The sequence below is a fragment of the Methylotenera sp. genome, from assembly GCF_030653755.1.
GTDB lineage: Bacteria > Pseudomonadota > Gammaproteobacteria > Burkholderiales > Methylophilaceae > Methylotenera.
Genome location: NZ_JAURYU010000011.1, coordinates 1 through 17255, shown reverse-complemented (window position 1 = coordinate 17255; position 17255 = coordinate 1). Strand labels below are relative to the sequence as shown.

20 protein-coding genes are annotated in these 17255 nt (G+C 42.3%); 10 read left to right on the top strand and 10 right to left on the bottom strand.

Annotated features, from left to right (window positions below; translation table 11 throughout):
• The first annotated feature begins 14 nt into the window (after positions 1-14).
• The 3 genes from creC (at position 15) to Q7U33_RS01785 (ending at position 3823) form a co-directional block, all read left to right on the top strand.
• Positions 15-1469: a two-component system sensor histidine kinase CreC gene (gene creC / locus Q7U33_RS01795; RefSeq protein ID WP_304857844.1), complete on the top strand. Its 1455-nt coding sequence runs from the start codon at positions 15-17 to the stop codon at positions 1467-1469.
• Between the two features lie 93 nt (positions 1470-1562).
• Positions 1563-2960, top strand: a complete 1398-nt coding sequence (creD, locus tag Q7U33_RS01790) for a cell envelope integrity protein CreD (RefSeq protein ID WP_304857843.1) — start codon at positions 1563-1565, stop codon at positions 2958-2960.
• A 362-nt stretch (positions 2961-3322) separates the two neighbouring features.
• Positions 3323-3823 carry a M23 family metallopeptidase gene (locus Q7U33_RS01785; RefSeq protein WP_304857842.1) on the top strand — a complete coding sequence of 167 codons (501 nt, stop codon included), beginning with the start codon at positions 3323-3325 and terminating at the stop codon, positions 3821-3823.
• A 187-nt stretch (positions 3824-4010) separates the two neighbouring features.
• Here the strand turns inward: Q7U33_RS01785 and Q7U33_RS01780 are convergent, their stop codons facing one another.
• The 9 genes from Q7U33_RS01780 to Q7U33_RS01740 all read right to left on the bottom strand — a co-directional run bounded on the left by Q7U33_RS01780 (position 4011) and on the right by Q7U33_RS01740 (position 9558).
• On the bottom strand, positions 4011-4259 hold the full coding sequence (locus Q7U33_RS01780) for a hypothetical protein (RefSeq protein ID WP_304857840.1): 249 nt from the start codon (positions 4257-4259) through the stop codon (positions 4011-4013).
• Positions 4252-4509, bottom strand: a complete 258-nt coding sequence (locus tag Q7U33_RS01775; protein WP_304857838.1) for a GIY-YIG nuclease family protein — start codon at positions 4507-4509, stop codon at positions 4252-4254. Before Q7U33_RS01775 ends, Q7U33_RS01780 begins: the two co-directional genes overlap by 8 nt.
• A gap of 82 nt (positions 4510-4591) precedes the next feature.
• A complete protein-coding gene (gloA, locus tag Q7U33_RS01770) occupies positions 4592-4981 on the bottom strand; it encodes a lactoylglutathione lyase (RefSeq protein ID WP_304857837.1) in 390 nt (129 codons plus the stop codon).
• 14 nt (positions 4982-4995) lie between these two features.
• Positions 4996-5247, bottom strand: a complete 252-nt coding sequence (locus Q7U33_RS01765; RefSeq protein ID WP_304857836.1) for a YfhL family 4Fe-4S dicluster ferredoxin — start codon at positions 5245-5247, stop codon at positions 4996-4998.
• A complete protein-coding gene (locus Q7U33_RS01760; RefSeq protein ID WP_304857834.1) occupies positions 5248-5643 on the bottom strand; it encodes a hypothetical protein in 396 nt (131 codons plus the stop codon).
• A 13-nt stretch (positions 5644-5656) separates the two neighbouring features.
• Positions 5657-6151 (bottom strand): pantetheine-phosphate adenylyltransferase, encoded by a 495-nt coding sequence (coaD, locus tag Q7U33_RS01755; protein WP_304857833.1) that lies wholly within the window; start codon positions 6149-6151, stop codon positions 5657-5659.
• Positions 6138-6698 carry a 16S rRNA (guanine(966)-N(2))-methyltransferase RsmD gene (gene rsmD, locus Q7U33_RS01750; RefSeq protein WP_304857832.1) on the bottom strand — a complete coding sequence of 187 codons (561 nt, stop codon included), beginning with the start codon at positions 6696-6698 and terminating at the stop codon, positions 6138-6140. Before rsmD ends, coaD begins: the two co-directional genes overlap by 14 nt.
• Positions 6699-6844: 146 nt before the next feature.
• The gene (locus Q7U33_RS01745; RefSeq protein ID WP_304857831.1) at positions 6845-8185 is read right to left on the bottom strand and encodes a pitrilysin family protein; all 1341 of its coding nucleotides are present in this window, start codon (positions 8183-8185) and stop codon (positions 6845-6847) included.
• A 47-nt stretch (positions 8186-8232) separates the two neighbouring features.
• Positions 8233-9558 (bottom strand): pitrilysin family protein, encoded by a 1326-nt coding sequence (locus Q7U33_RS01740; protein ID WP_304857829.1) that lies wholly within the window; start codon positions 9556-9558, stop codon positions 8233-8235.
• 320 nt (positions 9559-9878) lie between these two features.
• On the opposite strand from Q7U33_RS01740, the gene ftsY reads away from it, so the two are divergent.
• From ftsY to Q7U33_RS01710, 6 genes are all read left to right on the top strand, one after another.
• Positions 9879-10859, top strand: a complete 981-nt coding sequence (ftsY, locus tag Q7U33_RS01735; protein ID WP_304857828.1) for a signal recognition particle-docking protein FtsY — start codon at positions 9879-9881, stop codon at positions 10857-10859.
• 45 nt (positions 10860-10904) lie between these two features.
• Positions 10905-11618: a cell division ATP-binding protein FtsE gene (gene ftsE / locus Q7U33_RS01730; protein WP_304857826.1), complete on the top strand. Its 714-nt coding sequence runs from the start codon at positions 10905-10907 to the stop codon at positions 11616-11618.
• On the top strand, positions 11615-12535 hold the full coding sequence (gene ftsX / locus Q7U33_RS01725) for a permease-like cell division protein FtsX (RefSeq protein WP_304857824.1): 921 nt from the start codon (positions 11615-11617) through the stop codon (positions 12533-12535). The genes ftsE and ftsX overlap by 4 nt, the downstream gene beginning before the upstream one ends.
• A 224-nt stretch (positions 12536-12759) precedes the next feature.
• A complete protein-coding gene (locus Q7U33_RS01720) occupies positions 12760-13089 on the top strand; it encodes a PepSY domain-containing protein (RefSeq protein ID WP_304857823.1) in 330 nt (109 codons plus the stop codon).
• A gap of 3 nt (positions 13090-13092) precedes the next feature.
• Positions 13093-13758 carry a response regulator transcription factor gene (locus Q7U33_RS01715; RefSeq protein ID WP_304857822.1) on the top strand — a complete coding sequence of 222 codons (666 nt, stop codon included), beginning with the start codon at positions 13093-13095 and terminating at the stop codon, positions 13756-13758.
• Positions 13758-15110 carry a sensor histidine kinase gene (locus Q7U33_RS01710; RefSeq protein ID WP_304857821.1) on the top strand — a complete coding sequence of 451 codons (1353 nt, stop codon included), beginning with the start codon at positions 13758-13760 and terminating at the stop codon, positions 15108-15110. The genes Q7U33_RS01715 and Q7U33_RS01710 overlap by 1 nt, the downstream gene beginning before the upstream one ends.
• Here Q7U33_RS01710 and Q7U33_RS01705 read toward each other — a convergent pair.
• Positions 15091-15411, bottom strand: a complete 321-nt coding sequence (locus Q7U33_RS01705; protein WP_304857819.1) for a PepSY domain-containing protein — start codon at positions 15409-15411, stop codon at positions 15091-15093. The two genes, Q7U33_RS01710 and Q7U33_RS01705, sit on opposite strands and share 20 nt — an antisense overlap.
• A gap of 771 nt (positions 15412-16182) precedes the next feature.
• On the opposite strand from Q7U33_RS01705, the gene Q7U33_RS01700 reads away from it, so the two are divergent.
• A partial coding sequence (locus Q7U33_RS01700) for a type IV pili methyl-accepting chemotaxis transducer N-terminal domain-containing protein (protein WP_304857818.1) occupies positions 16183-17255 on the top strand: 1073 nt, incomplete at its 3' end.

Here is a 17255-nt window from a genome sequence, read left to right as displayed (position 1 = left end):
ATGCACTTAGCTTAATGATGCGCTTACCTTTTAAAATGACGATCAGCCTGAAAATATTTTTAGGCTATTTTTTACTAGTGGGTTTGGCGGCTTGGTTTGTGCTGACTGTTTTTGTCGATGAGGTTAAACCAGGGGTAAGACAGGCCATGGAGAACACGTTGGTAGATACCGCCAACGTATTGGCATCTCTTGCAAGCAATGAGGTTAAAACAGGGAAAATACAATCGGGTAATTTTTCTCAAGCCATCAAAGCGTATTTAAAAAATCCGAATACTGCCAATATTTGGGGTGTGCATAAAAACGCGACCGATTACCGCATTTACATCACAAACACGCAAGGTATTGTGATTTACGACTCTGCAAACATTGCCTTAGGGCAAGACTACTCGCGCTGGAATGATGTTTATCTCACCTTGCGCGGAAAATATGGCGTACGTTCCAGCCCTGTAGTTGCGGGAGATGAGCATGGTGATAGCATTATGTATATTGCGGCCCCCATTAAAGATGGCAAGAAAATCATCGGGTCACTGACCGTTGCTAAACCTAACCGTTCTTTATTGCCGTTTATTGAACGCGCGCAGCTAAAAATTATGCGCTGGGGTTTATTATTGTTTGTGCTATCACTCGCTATCGGCGTGCTATTTACATGGCGTTTTACCAGCGCTATTCATCGGCTAAGAGACTATGCCATTGCAGTGGCTCAAGGTAAAAAAGCAAGCAACCCAAGCTCTAGCAATGATGAACTTGCCGAGTTAGCCAACGCAATGCAATCTATGCGCCATGAGCTAGATGGCAAACAACATGTGCAAGATGCTATTCATCAAATCACGCACGAGCTTAAAAGCCCCATTACCGCGATTCAGGCTGCAAGTGAATTAATGTCACCTAACATGCCAGCGGCTGACCAGCTACGCTTTCTGGGCAATATTCAAACGCAATCGCAACGCCTGCAAAACATGATACAAAACATTTTGGGTTTAGCTGCGCTTGAGCATCAACAACAACTCGTACACCGTACGCCCTTACACATTCAAGACCTCATCACAGACCAAATGCAACTACTCAAAGACAAAGCATCCAAACGTGATATTCAGTTTGCGTTACACGCGAATGATGAAGGGATGTTTGAGGGTGATCGCTTTTTATTAAGCCAAGCAATTAATAACTTACTTGAAAATGCGCTGGATTTTAGCCCAAATAAAAGTACGATTAGCATTACATTAAACCGAGAACACAACCACCTAGTGTTAAGTATTCAAGACCAAGGCACGGGTATCCCTGAGTTTGCAATGGATAAAATATTTGATAAGTTTTACTCGCTACCACGCCCTGAACATTCCGCCAATGCTGGTCAGAAAAGCACTGGCTTGGGTTTGAATTTTGTCAAAGAAGTCATCCTACTGCATGGCGGCACATTAACTGTTGGCAACGTCCAAGAGGGTGGCGTAAAAGCAACCATTACGCTCTAACTTAAGCCACTTCACATTCACTTCACACAAGCGCATTAACACTTCACGTTAGCGCTCTATTCTTGAGGCTCCAGAAAACATCAGGGGCATATCATGAATAGACCATTTCTTTTTAAAGTATTAGGCATTTTTTTACTCACGATACTAATGTCGTGGGCGGTAAGTTACGTTAACTCGCTCATTATTGAACGTCAAAGTAGGCAAGAAGACGTAAAGCGCAACATTGCACAAAGCTCCGCTGGGTCACAAACTATGATTGGGCCTATACTAGCCGTGCCATACACCGAGGAATATATAGAGTACAACGAAGAGTTTAACGCTGCTGGCAATAAAATATTAAAGCCCATCAGTAAGCGAGCGTCTTCTATCAAATATTATTTACCAGAAAACCTTGAGCTTACTGGTGGCTTTTCTAATGAATATAAAAAACTAGGCATCTACAAAGCTTTAATGTACCAACTGGGCGGGATGGTCAAAGGTAACTTCATCCTCCCTGCAAATCTCGATATTAGCCCTTCGCACGAAGATGGAAAGATTACCTTTCAACCAGCATACATCGCATTAGGCATTAGTGACACTCGTGGGATCACTGGCCAGCCAACTATTACATGGAACAAGCAAGCTTTAAAGTTTGAGCAAGGTAGCAGTATTGAATCTTTAGGCAACGGCATACATGCAACTATTGGCATCATTACCGTAGGGGTGGCTCAAAACATTCCTTTTGAATTAAACCTTAACTTACGAGGCATGGAAAACTTTAACTTTTCTCCGATTGCAGAAAACAACAAGATATCACTGCAATCAAGCTGGAGACATCCTCATTTCAGTGGTAGCTTTTTACCCAATGCCGCTACACAAAAGATTACACCAGCTGGGTTTGAAGCACATTGGGAGATATCATCGCTATCTAGTAGCAACCAAGCCGCACTTAGCAACGCATTAACTAAACGCTGGGATGCTGCAGCCACTGCGGCCAATCAATCTATGACCAATGCTGATAACCGCATTGAATCGCTTTCTGTCAGTTTTGTTGAGCCTATTAACGTGTACAGCCAAGCCGACCGTGCCACTAAATATGGCCTACTGTTCATTGGCTTAACTTTTGCGGGCTTCTTTATCTTTGAGATTCTAAAACAACTACGCATCCACCCAGCGCAATACACATTAGTTGGCCTGAGCATGGCGTTATTTTATTTACTATTGATTTCATTCTCAGAGCATATTGGTTTTGCTTGGTCTTACCTTGCCGCAAGCTCATCATGCGTGATTTTATTAGGCTATTACTTGAGCCACGTACTAAAAAGTAAGATGCACGGCTTTGTATTTAGCACCATGCTCATTACTTTATATGGCGCCTTATACGGCATATTAGCCTCAGAGGATAACGCACTGCTCATGGGTACACTTTTAGTCTTTGGCTTACTCGCACTCACCATGGTGGTGACAAGAAAAGTCGATTGGTACCAAATTGGCAGCCCTGATACCAATTAAATACTAGATAGAAATTAAATAAAGTCTAGTCCTTCGTTAAAAATAGTAAGGACTAGACCTCCAACACTTAAGTGCCAAGTAGAAGCGCGAAAAGCTGGAGTCCATTTTAATCAAATATAGCTGCTCCATCAAATAATCCGATGCTGTACCCCATCGCACAAATCGTCATACCGACGAAAGTCGGTATCCAAAGTCTTTAAGTCACTGGATTCCGTGTCAAGCACGGAATGACTAGGTGGCAATAGAATTATTTAGTGGAATAGCTATAGTTAGATGGGGCCACGCTTCCGCGAGGATGACGTAACTGTCGACTTCTAAGGTTAAACCGACTTCGTGCAAAACGATCATAAGAAAGTAAGCAGATGAAAAAACTATCTCTCATATTATTGATTGCAATCATTGCAAGCTGTAATTTCAAACAAAGTGGCATCATCCCTGTCAAGAACGCCACGTCTAAAGACTGGAACCCACATAGCTTTTGGTATTCCCCTTGGGGTAAGTCTGGTGTACATAAGGGCATTGATATCTTTGCAAAAAGCGGCACGCCAGTCCTTTCCAGCGTTGGTGGATTAGTCGTGTTTACAGGCGATATCGACATGGGAGGCAAAGTGGTGGCTGTACTAAGCCCCCAATGGCAGATACATTATTATGCCCATCTACAAGAAATCAATACAAGGTGCTTAAGCTGGGCTTCGCAAGGAGAAGAAATTGGTAAAGTGGGCGACTCTGGCAATGCCGCTGGCAAACCACCACATTTGCATTACAGCGTGGTGTCATTAACCCCCAAACCTACAAATATCACAACTGAATTGCAGGGCTGGAAACGCATGTTCTATTTGAACCCACAAGACCAATTTATTTAGGGAAACGCGGAATAAGTGCCTGCGCGAGCAAATTGCTGCGTTGCGCGGTACTCGCAACCTCGCTGTATACTGCATACTATCTCGGTTTCTGCGTTCCGTGCGCCTAGCACTTTATCTCGCTCGGCGACTTATTCCATTTTCCTTAGCTACGCAAAGTTTCTGACAGGCTTAACCATGCTTGTGCGGCCTATTTCTGCAACAAGCTTTGATGTATGGCTAAGAGCTCTGAAGTGGTATCAACAAAATCATCATAATGCCGCCCCGCAGTGCGTGCGTACCAATACTTGCTATTCCACTCATCACCTTCAATTTTATGCAGCACTGCGTGTAGCCAGTTGGCTGTGCTGTCGTTATAGTTTTGTGCGATGTTATGTGAGGTATGCCAATCACCAGCTTGTGCTGCCAGCACTGCTTTTAATAATGCATCTTTATCCATGATTTACACACTCAAAGAAGTCGAGCTTTTTATGTCGGGGTAGCCGTTTTAATTGTACTTCGGCAACGCTTGCGGTAGAACGGTCTGGGTATGGCCTAGAGGCTAGTATCTTGGTAGGTGGGTTAGCGCGAGTGTAGCGCGCACCTTTACCCGCCTGATGTGCAGAGAATCTTGATGCCAAATCATTGGTAATCCCTGCGTAAAAAGCGCCATTTTTACATTCGAGTAAATAGAGTACCCAAGTCACCATTAACCGTAAATTCTATGGCTTAATTGAAAGTGAACACCGTGCCTGTGCATAAAATACAACTCGCGTTACTATTAAGTAACTATTAATAAGTACCTGCTTGGATAAATTCTACTTTATATCCATCAGGGTCTTCAATAAAGGCAATCACTGTGGTGCCGTGCATCATCGGGCCAGCCTCACGCACAACCTTACCGCCAGCATTTCGTACTGCATCGCATGCTTTATAAGCATCGTCCACTTCTATCGCAATGTGGCCATAGGCTTTACCCATGTCGTAACTTTCAACGCCATAGTTGTAGGTAAGCTCTAATACCGTGTGGTCACTTTCTGCACCATAGCCAACAAATGCCAACGTAAATTTTCCATCAGGAAAATCATGTTGGCGTAGCAGTTTCATGCCTAATACTTCGGTATAGAACTTAATTGAGCGCTCCATGTTACCAACACGAAGCATAGTATGTAACATGCGCATTTGCGGTCCTTTATTTAATGTGTTGTTGTCAATTGATGATATTTGTTCAGCAATTGCTCTTTGGATTCTACTCTTTCTGGATCGAGCGGAATGCAATCAATCGGGCAAACCTGCTGACATTGCGGCTTATCGTAATGCCCCACACATTCGGTGCATAAATCTGGGTTAATCTCATAGATTTCTTCACCCTGATAAATTGCACTATTGGGACATGCAGGCTCACACACATCACAATTGATGCATTCGTCGGTAATCATTAAAGCCATTTACTCTTTTACTCCATCCCAACGCATTAGGGTGCTATCAGCATGATGCCCCCATAATCCTTTAAATAAAAGTTGTTGCTGTGAAAACAACATTCTTAACTTACCATTCCCATATTTATCATGCCAACTGGCCAGTAAAGTATACGGCCCCTCTTGCTTAAACTCATCCAAGGTGCCTGACACTTGCGTACCATCTCGTTCCGTCATGACATACCGCCCAGATCTAACGCCTTGATCATTCACACTAAATTCGGTTGTGATTGGTATATTAGTCACAGAAACCACTTGACCAACATAGGTGCCAGACAAGTTCTGCAATGGGTTAGGTTGATTGGTTGCACAGGCTGAAACCAGCACAATGAGGCAAAATAGAACGCATCTTTTAAAATTTATCATGTAAATTTTTTCATTACTTTTCCAACTTCTGCAAAATCGCGTCCTTCACCGTAGGCGACACAAATGCCTGCACATCGCCACCTAGTGTTGCGACTTCGCGCACGAGGCTAGATGAAATAAACATAAACTGCTCAGAGGGGGTTAGAAACAAAGTTTCAAATTCTGGGTAAAGCTTGCGATTCATGCCTGCTAATTGAAATTCATATTCAAAATCAGAGGTGGCACGTAAACCGCGAATCACCATGTGTGCATTTTGCGCCTGCACAAATTGCATCAATAAACCACTAAACCCGATTACACGCACATTGGCATACATTGAAAACACTTCTTGCGCCAAACGCACCCGCTCATCCAAGCTAAAAAGTGTCGCTTTATTAGTACTACCCGCCACTGCGACGATTACCTCATCAAACAGATAGGCAGCGCGACGCACAAGGTCTTCATGCCCTAAAGTAATTGGGTCGAAAGTACCTGGATAAACAGCAATTCGTTTTTTAATTTGTGTCATCACGCAATTTTATCAGATGATAAAAAACATTACCTGCTTTACTCTGCTTAAATACTTGCCAAACATCATTATCTGCCAATGCGTATTCAGCCTCAACATAGACAATACCTTGCGCACTCAAATGTTTGGGTAGTTGCAATAAGACTTTATCCAGCCAACCTTGATGATAAGGTGGGTCGAGAAATACCACATCAAATAACTGCTGATTTTTATCCAGAAAAACCAAAGCATCCATGTTCAGTATCTGCGCGGCATCGGCTTTCAGCATGGTTTTATTCTCTAGCATTGCTTTATAAACGGCTGCCGTTTTTTCCACCAGCACAACAGACTTGGCATTGCGTGATAAAGCCTCGAAGCCCATCACGCCAGTGCCTGCAAACAAGTCCAAACATACTCGACCTGTGAGGTCCTGGCCTAGCCAGTTAAATACAGTTTGCCTAACGCGCTCTGGCGTAGGGCGCAAACCTTGTGCATCTGGAAACTTAAGTAAACGGCTACGCCACTCACCCGCATTAATGCGTACAGTATTTGATTTCTTCTCGGCCATATTGAATGCGGTGCTAAATGTTGCTATAAAACCGCATTTTACTACCAATTCGCATCACCACTCATCCCAAGTAGTTTCCGTTAACAATTACTTGGGATTAACCCAGAATATTACAAACGCTTGGTCTTCCAGAACTTGAGTGATTGTTATTGTACTTTTGGGTCACCTACAATCACCGTCACAAAATTTTCAGTTTTTAAACGGCGATTAAAAGCGTCTTTAATTTGCGTAGCCATTACCTGCTCTACTTTTTTGTTGTATTCATCTAGGTAGTTTAGTGGCAACTTATAAAAACCGATGACATTTAGATAATCCAGAATTTTCTTATTACTATCAATGCGCATTGGGAAGCCACCAATGATATTAGCCTTTGCCGCTTTTAACTCTGCCTCGGTAACACCATTTTTAATAAATTTTTCCAATGTTTCATGCACCAACGCCAATGCGGCTTCTGCTTGGTCCTTTTTAGTTTGCAAGCCAACTTGAAACGGCCCAAGTTCAGCCATTGGCATAAAGTAGCTATACACACTGTAAACAAGGCCGCGCTTCTCGCGCACTTCTTCTGTTAACCTAGAAACAAAACCGCCCCCTCCTAAAATATAGTTGCCCACATAAAGCGGAAACAAATCTGGGTCATTACGCTGAATACCAGTGTGACCCAATAAAATATGAGACTGAGAAGCAGGATGTGCAATCCTTTGCTCTTTTGCCTTGCTTGACATATTAACTGGCGCAATTGGCGCTGGTGCTGCGGTAGCAGGTAAACCTACGCTAATAGCCTCAGCAATCTGCTGCGCTTGCTCGCGCGTTAGGTCACCAATCATGGCGATGACAGCCCCTTTAGCGCTATAGAACTGTTGATAAAATACTTGCAAATCGTCACGTTTAATTTTCGCTACGGTGTCAATCTCACCGCTTTCATCCAAGCTGTATGGGTGGTTTTCATACAAAGCAGACATAAAAGCTTTATTTGAAATACTTTCTGGCTGAGTCGCTGACTCTTGCAAGCCTGAGATAATACGGGCTTTCTCTCGGCTTAGTACAGATTCAGGAAAGTCTGGCTTTTGCAGAATCTGCGCAAACACATTAAGGGCTTGCAAACGCTCACGCTCACTACTTAAAGTACGTAACGATAGCGCTGCGCGATCAGCATCAAAGCTACCGCCTAACACCGCACCGACATCTGCGAACTTATTGGCGATGGTTTCATCTGTCATGCCCGCCGCACCTAATGTCATTAAGTACCGAGTAATGCCAGCCACGCCAGATTTTTCTGCTGTATCGCGTGCACTACCCGCTGCAAAATTCACACTAATATCTAAAATAGGCAAATCATGGTTTTCTACAAAGTAAACCTCAGAACCCGCAGAGGTTTGCCATTGCTGAATGTTCACGGCAGCATGTACGCTGGTGACGGCAAACATAACACTTGAACTGATGACTAAAAGACTGGATGTGACTATTCTTTTGATAAATTGCAAACTCATTATTTTTTTACCTTAAAAATTCTTAAAAATTAAAGTGTTATATTCAATTAGTGTACGTGTGGCTGACCCTGTGGCTTTGCATTAGGGTCCATCGGTTGAGGATCCAATGTCGCAATCGTGAGGTTATCTTGATGCAGATATTTTTTTGCCACAGCCTGCACTTGCTCAGCAGTCACCGCACGCAGTTTATTAGGATAATCTTCTATTATTTTCCAAGAGAACCCAATCGTTTCTATCGTACCTAACTGCATGCCCTGATAAAACATAGAGTCACGTTGATAAACATCAGCAGCAATTACGCCCGCTTTAACACGATCAAGCTCCTCTTGTGAAATGCCTGTTTTCTTAATTTTTTCGATTTCTTGCAATAATGCTTGCTCAAGCTCAACCACCGTTTTGCCTTCACTAGGTGTGCCATCTAAAGAAAATAAACTTTGGCGTCCGCGTGATAACAAATCATAGCCAGCGTCTGCATCAATGGCTAATTGTGAGTCTCGAACCAAACTTTGGTTGAGTCGTGCTGCAGGGTTGCCACTTAATACACCAGCCAGCACTTCCAATGCATAAGGCTCCCAGTCTGATTCAGGATTAAGCACAGGCGGCACATGATAGCCCATCAACAAATACGGTAGTTTAGCTGGGGCTTTTACAACGACACGTCGCTCGCCTAACTGTACTGGCTCGACTTGAGGTTTGCGTACAGGCAACACCTTAGGCTTTAGCTTTCCAAAATGTTGTTTTGCTAACTGATACACTTCATCAGCTTTCACATCACCTACCACTACTAATGTTGCGTTGTTAGGTGCATACCAATTGTTATACCACTCACGCGCGTCTTCAACGGTCATGTTTTCTAAGTCATCCATAAAGCCAATCACAGGGCGTGAGTATGGATGTGCTCGATACACAACCCCTTGAAATGCTTCATTCACTTTGGACTGCGGCTTATCATCAGTGCGCCAGCGACGCTCTTCCATCACCACTTTGATTTCTTTAGCAAATTCTTCTTCGGTTAGTTGCAAGTTCGCCATGCGGTCAGCTTCTAACTTAAATGAAAGCGGCAAATGTGATTTTTCTAGTTGCTGAAAATAACAGGTGTAATCAGTACTAGTAAATGCATTTTCTTTGCCACCTGCCGCAGCGATTAAACGTGAGAATTGCCCAGCGGGTACTTTTTTTGTACCTTTAAACATCATATGCTCAAGCACATGTGCCACGCCTGTTTTTCCGTTCACTTCATCCAAGCTGCCAGCACGATACCAAACCTGAGACACTACAACAGGGGCGCGATGATCTTCTTGCACAATCACCTTAAGGCCATTATCTAGCTTGAATTCTTTGATGGATGGATTAGCAAAAACAGTGAGTGGCATTAATAACAAAAGGATTAAAAAACATTTTGTACGCACAGGACTTATCTCCAGTTATTTTTATCAGTATGATTAAACAAACGCTAAGTCTGACATAAATTCAGACGACTCATTGAATAAGCTTTTGTGACAAGGATACCATTGACTTAGTTCAGCCTGGACCGTATCTCAATAAATCACTGGCATTATTCTAAATCAGCCATGTTAATGGCAATCATGCTTAATTAAAAGGTCATATGAGTTCATTAACATACATGAAATGAACTGGTTTGCCTCAAGCAAAATTAAGCTAAAATAGTGCTACTAAACTCAGTTAAAAATTTATGTTCGATTTTTTCAAAAAAGACAAACCAGTTACTACGCCAGAAGTTAAACCTAATGAAGTAGCTCAAAGCCAAAGTTGGGCTACGCGCTTAAAACAAGGTTTAGCAAAAACCAGAAGCCAGCTGGGCAATCAACTCGCCAGTATTTTTGGTGGTGGGAAAATTGACGCTGAGGTTTATGAAGAACTAGAAACGATATTATTAACGTCTGATGTAGGCATTAGTGCAACACAACATTTACTTGATGACATCAAAAGTCGCGTAAAACGCCAAAACCTTGATGACACAGTGCAACTTAAAGCGGCCCTGAAAGAGTCACTCACTGACTTACTCTTACCATTACAAAAACCACTAGAAACAACGACCCACCAACCGTTTATTATCATGCTGGCTGGCGTGAACGGCGCGGGGAAAACCACCACTATAGGCAAGTTAGCCAAACATTTTCAATCAGAAGGCAAGAGTGTGCTGATTGCTGCTGGCGATACATTTAGAGCAGCCGCACGTGAACAATTACAAGTATGGGGTGAGCGTAATAATGTACATGTGGTTGCCCAAACTAGTGGCGACCCTGCAGCGGTGATGTTTGATGCTATTAACTCTGCGCGTGCCAAAAACATTGATATTGTGTTGGCAGATACAGCTGGCCGCCTACCTACGCAAATGCACCTGATGGATGAAATTGCAAAAGTTAAACGTGTGATGGACAAAGCATTACCTGGCGCACCGCACGAAGTGTTGCTAGTGCTAGATGCTAACACTGGGCAAAATGCAGTATCTCAAGTGAAAATTTTTGATGACGCACTCGGCGTCACAGGCTTAGTGTTAAGCAAGCTGGATGGCACCGCCAAAGGGGGCGTGATTGCGGCAATTGCACAGGCAAGGCCAATACCTATCCGCTATATTGGCATTGGTGAGGCAATTGACGACCTTAGACCATTTAATGCAAATGAGTTTATTGACGCGATGATTGAGTCATAAAAAACAATTTTCAAAACGCACCCGCATTAAGACTAAAATACAAATATGATTCAATTTGATAAAGTCACCAAGCGCTACCCAGGTAGCGATGAAATACTCAAAAACATTAGTTTTAACATTGATGCTGGTGAGTTTGTGTTTCTTACTGGGCATTCTGGCGCTGGTAAAAGTACATTATTAAAACTGATTGCCGCCACAGAGCGCCCTACCAGTGGCACCGTGCTGATTGCCAATCAGAATGTTAACCAGCTTAAACCTTCTGCCATCCCATTTTTACGCCGTCGATTTGGTTTGATTTTTCAAGACCATAAACTGCTGTATGACAGAAACTGTTTTGAGAACGTCATTTTACCTTTACGTATCAATGGCATAACAGGACAAGAAGCTGCTAAACGCGTACGCGCAGCACTGGATAAAGTAGGCTTATTAAATAAAGAAAAGGCGATGCCAATTACTTTATCTGGTGGTGAACAACAGCGCTTAGCGATTGCACGTGCAGTGGTAAGCCGTCCATCGATATTACTTGCGGATGAACCTACAGGCAATTTAGATGCTAGCTACGCCGCAGATATTATGGCGATTTTCTATGCTTTTAATCAAGTGGGGGTAACAGTGATTATGTCCACTCATGATGCATTAGGCATGAGCGCAAGACAAAACAGAGTGATGCATATCAACCAAGGCTCACTGACTGAGCATTTACTTAAAGAGTCTCATGTAGACCAAGCGTTATCTTCCATAGAGCGTTCCACATCATGAACAACTGGCTAAATCAACACATACAGACACTTAAGCTTGTGCTTAGTCGCATGCGTAACAACATGCTTTCAACGTTTATGATTTGCTTGGTAATTGGTGTGGCCATGTGCCTGCCCAGCTTATTCTATTTGGCTGTCGATAACTTATCAAAGCTCACTGAGCACATGCAAAAAGACACAGAGATCAGCCTATTTCTCAAAGTAGACATCAATCCTGATGCAATTAAAAAAATTGAACAACAATTAGCGAAAAATCAGGATATTCAGCGTTTTCATTTAGTCACTAAAGAAGAAGCGTGGCAACAATTACAAGTTAAATCAAAAAGTAATCAAGATGTGAACGATGCTGTATCGCAACTAGGTAAAAACCCATTACCAGACGCATTTTTTATTCAAGCAAAATCATCAGACCCTGACAGCTTGATTCAACTAAAAGATACACTACAACACTTACCGAATGTAGAGCTGGCTTTGCTCAATACCGAATGGGTGAAGCGTCTTTCCTCTTTATTAAACCTAGGTAAAAAGCTTATCTCGATGATTGCTGGCTTATTAGCCATCGTACTGTTAGTGATTATCGGCAACACTGTACGCATGCAGATATTAACGCAGAAAGATGAAATAGAAGTGAGCAACCTTATCGGCGCCACCCGCAGTTTTATACGCATGCCGTTTTTATATGCTGGCGCACTTTACGGCTTATTTGGCGGCTTATTGGCTGTATTGATGCTTGTCGGCATGATTCAGGCGTTTAATCTATCCATGTCGCAAATCGCCCATTTATATAGCAATGACTTCAGCCTAACGCTGTTTGATGCACAACTATTCCTCACTGTCATGATGTCCGCAATCGGCATTGGCTGGGTAGGCTCATATATCGCTGTATCACGCGCAATTGCAAGCTATAAAATTAATTAATAGTCTTTTCAAACTCACCTCTAAACATACTATGTTAGCGACATACTTTGATAAGAAAGTGTCGCGAGATTAACTATTTTTAAGCGTCACTCATCTTCTCCTAGCCTAGCAAAGCACTGAGATTTTAAGCTTAGATTAAGCTTTCTCATGCACAATGCGTTACCATTATCTTTCAATTGGAGTGTTGTCTAGGTGCGCAATACCACCTAAACAAACAACATATTATGATGAAAAAATTTAGCTTATCTGTATTAGCCATTGTCGCCTGTATACTCTTAGCAAGCGTATTGATATTGACTAATCATCATGCCAACGCTGATAGTAATCAGCAAACTGCGCGTCAACTATTAAGCGCTGGCGAGATTCTCCCATTAGAGAAAATCATAAAATTAGCAAAAGAAATTAAACCTGGCGAAGTGCTGGAAACAGAACTTGAGCGCAAAAAAGGAAGACATATCTATGAGGTGGAAATTCTAGATGCGCACAGTCAAGTTTGGGAAATTAAGCTTGATGCAAAAACAGGCAAGCTAATCAAGCTGGAGCTTGAGGATTAAATAATGCGCTTACTTTTAGTTGAAGATGATGCAATACTTGGTCCGCAACTTCAAACAAGCTTGCAACGCGCTGGCTATGCCACAGACTTAGCGACAGATGGCATAGAAGCTGAAATACAAGGTAAATTAGAGCCTTACGACTTGGTCATACTAGATTTAGGCCTACCAAAACGTAATGGCCTAGAGATATTAGCTAACTGGCGCAAAGCGCAAATCACTGCGCCTATCATTATTCTCACTGCCAGAGGTGGATGGCAAGATAAAGTAGCTGGTTTTAATACTGGTGCCGATGATTATGTCAGCAAGCCTTTTCAGATTGAAGAGTTACTTGCACGCATCAGCGCTGTACTTAAACGTAGCACAGGTAATGCTGTAGAAACGCTACATGCAGGGCACTTTACATTAAACGAACAAACGCAAACAGTTATATTCGACAATGGCGAGCAATGTAAGCTCACCAATATCGAATTTAGATTACTACGATACTTTATGCTGCATTCAGGATACATTCTTTCTAAAACAGTGCTCACTGAACATGTTTATGAATATGATGAAGATAAAGATAGTAATGTAATTGAGGTCTATGTAAACCGTCTGCGCCAAAAAATTGGGAGTCACTTAATACAAACAAGGCGTGGCCAGGGCTATGTATTTGGGGCAACAACGTAATGCTATCGCTCAAGGGTCGCCTATCTTGGAGCTTAACGCTTAGTCTAGTCTTGCTACTCTCGCTACAATGGCTAGTGGTGAGCTACGCAATTAACAAGCTCAGCGAAGACCAATTATCCAAACGTCTGCAACATGAGGGCGAGAGCCTGCTTGCCAGTGCGCAATTTAATGCATCCAATCAACTTAAAATCGACCCGCAACGCTTAAGTGCTATCTACCAGCGCGCATTCTCTGGACACTATTATGTTGTTACTTCTGGTAAACAACGCCTCATTTCACGCTCATTATGGGATACCGACCTCAATATCGGTCGCTTAGCGAAAGATGAAAAAAGACTGCTTTATGGCAAAGGTCCTGAAGCGCAATCACTGCTGATTGTTGCCAATGGCTATCAAAAACAAGGGCAAGCCATTACGATAGCAATTGCTGAAAATTTAGGCCCCTTAAAAGCCAGCATTGCGCGCTTTCAATTGATATATGCCGCAATTTCATTACTAGGCCTCATGATATTATTAGGCATACAGCGGCTAATTATTCAGCATGCACTTCTGCCATTAAAAAAGATTCAAAGTGATATTGCAAAACTAGAGCGCGGTGAAACCAACCAGATAGCATCCAAAGGTCCTGAAGAAATTGCGCCACTGATTACAGAACTTAATCATCTGCTACAAACTATCCAGCAAAAGTCTAAACGCTCCAGAGAGTCTCTAGGTAATCTGGCTCACGCCCTCAAAACAAAGCTCACCTTGCTTAATCAAACCGCTGAGCGTTCAGAAATTGAAAAAATGCCAGACATTCGTGCGTCAATATACGCAGCAACGGACGCCTTGGACCAAATTATTGAACGAGAGTTAAAACGCGCGCGCTTAATGGGTAACGTTCAGCCTATGCAGCAAATAGATCTTAACACTGAAATTGCGCAACTCACGCATACCATGCGCATGATTTACAAAAGTAAAATCGTGAATATCACGTGGGAAGTCGCCGACGGCACAAAGTTTCATGGCGATGGCGAAGACCTATTGGAAATACTTGGCAACTTACTGGACAACGCCTGTAAATGGTGCAAGCGTAATGTATCACTGACGGTCACGGGTAACGAATCACCAATTTTTGTGATTGAAGATGATGGGCCAGGCTGCCCTGTTCATGAATTAAACTCACTCACACAACGTGGCTTTAGAGCTGATGAATCTGTTGCGGGTAGTGGCTTGGGGCTTGCTATCGTCTATGATATTGCAAATAGCTATGGCGCAAACCTAAGCTTTAGCCGCTCGGCCGCACTGGGCGGCTTACGCGTTGAAGTTAGGTTTAGCCCCCGCAAGCACTCACTTAAAACCACTCACGACTAACATCTCTTACTACGCCAGTTTTAGCATCCACCAACACCTCCCATTCACGCCCGTCGGCATCCACAATTTCAAACTCGTAGTCCCACCCTTTACCAAACTTTCTATTTTCAAGTTCAACATCATCTACGACACCTGGCTTTGCTGCAAGTGCTTTGGCTTTCGCTTGTTCTAATGTAATTAAACCTAACTCTTTTGAAATTGCTTCAATTTTTTGAATATCGTTATCTGCAAATGCTAATGGCGATAATAAAGTTATTGAGATAACTGACGCTAAGGTAAATATATTCATTGATTTTTTCATGATGAAACTCCTTTTAATGATTGGTGAGCATCACTTTATGCGCTTAAGCTTAAATCAAGCTTAAAAACTAATTAGGTATCAAATAACTTTAATCAACACTTAAATTGACATTTACCTCCTCATCAAAACCTATCATTTGCACCAAAAAAATTAACTACCGTAGATACGAAATCTCACAACAACCATAAAAGCACTCGTAAAAATCCGCTATAAATGCTGGGTAACTTATGTGACAGTGCACAATAATGATGCAATTTCGACATACCACACTCTATTATGGGTAGTTATGCACCAGCATTGTGATTAAATACAACGCTCAGGACGGCTCTATCCATGTGCGTAATTACCCAAATCCAACTACATCAACAATCTGTAACTGACATCCAACCCTAACAAAACTTTCTATACTTCATATCAACTTCTCTAACCATGCATTGCTATACAACAAGTGTGTTAGCTTATGCCAAGGTAATTAAGCCCAATTTAATTAGGTGAATATTGCGATCTATCACCACTAGACTAAACACCTGCTTATCAAGTTTTAGTCCTACACATAAATTGCCTCATATCACTTCATATCCCAATAAAAATATTGGCTAAACGTTACTCTTTAGAAATAGCCGCTGCCTATGGAATGAAATTTGCATACATACTGATACCTTGTTTATTTAAGCCCTCAATTGACGCAATAAAACAAAGTACGAAGTAAAACCCATATACAATTAACCTAAATATTTAATAATAAATGTAAACTTAACTATATCTAGGGTTTTGATTCATACACAATTGTCATATGCAGTGGCAAGAACCGAGAAAAACTTGTTTGCAAAACTACACATCAAAGATGACTTAGGTATCGCACAGGCTCTCACTTGGCGCTATGTACTTGCACTATCTCTTGTTGCTGCTCTCTCAACCGCCGCTTGGTACAGCCTTAAACTTGTAATCTTAGAGCAGGAAAGCACCGCCGCTGTCGTTAACATCAGCGGTCGTCAACGTATGCTAAGCCAGCGCACAGCATTGTTCGCTAACTTATTAGTTACGGCACCCGCAAACGAACGAGCGTCTATTCGTAGCAAATTGAACGAATCTATTGAACTAATGGCAGTCTCGCATCATGGATTACTTTATGGCAATCAAGAAATGGGACTTCCATCAACAATGTCACCAGCAGTTAGAACCATGTATTTTGAAGGTGACTCAGCACTTAACAATCAAGTTAGGACTTACATCAATACTGTGCGCGCATTACTCGCCACAGATAAAGATAAACTCAATCCAGATAACGCCGCACTACGCTATATTACCAACACAGCACCAACCACCTTAGTATCATCTCTTGATAAAGCCGTACATCAATATCAATTAGAGGGTGAAGCTTCTATCAAACAATTAGAAAGTGCAGAGACCGCATTATGGCTTCTAACGCTATTGTTGCTGTCACTAGAGGCATTGCTAATTTTCAATCCATTCATCAAACACATTAAAGCCGTGATTGGGAAACTCCAGCACGCTACAGACGAAATCTTAGTACACCAAGAGCATCTTGAAGATAGAATAAAACAGCGAACCTCTGAGCTAGCGGCCAGAAGTAAGGCGCTTGCAGAAAGCGAACAAAGGCTATCAATTCTGCTCAATAACACGAATATTCATATGTGGGCATTTGATGGCGAATCATTCACCTATACCAATAAGCAGTGGTTTGATTTTACAGGACTGAATCCAAACGACAGCCTATCCATAGAAAAATGGATTTCGGTTGTTCATCCAGAAGATTTAACTGAGGCACAGAAAATTTGGCAAGTTGATTTTGAAAAGAAAACTAGCCACGACCATTACTTTAG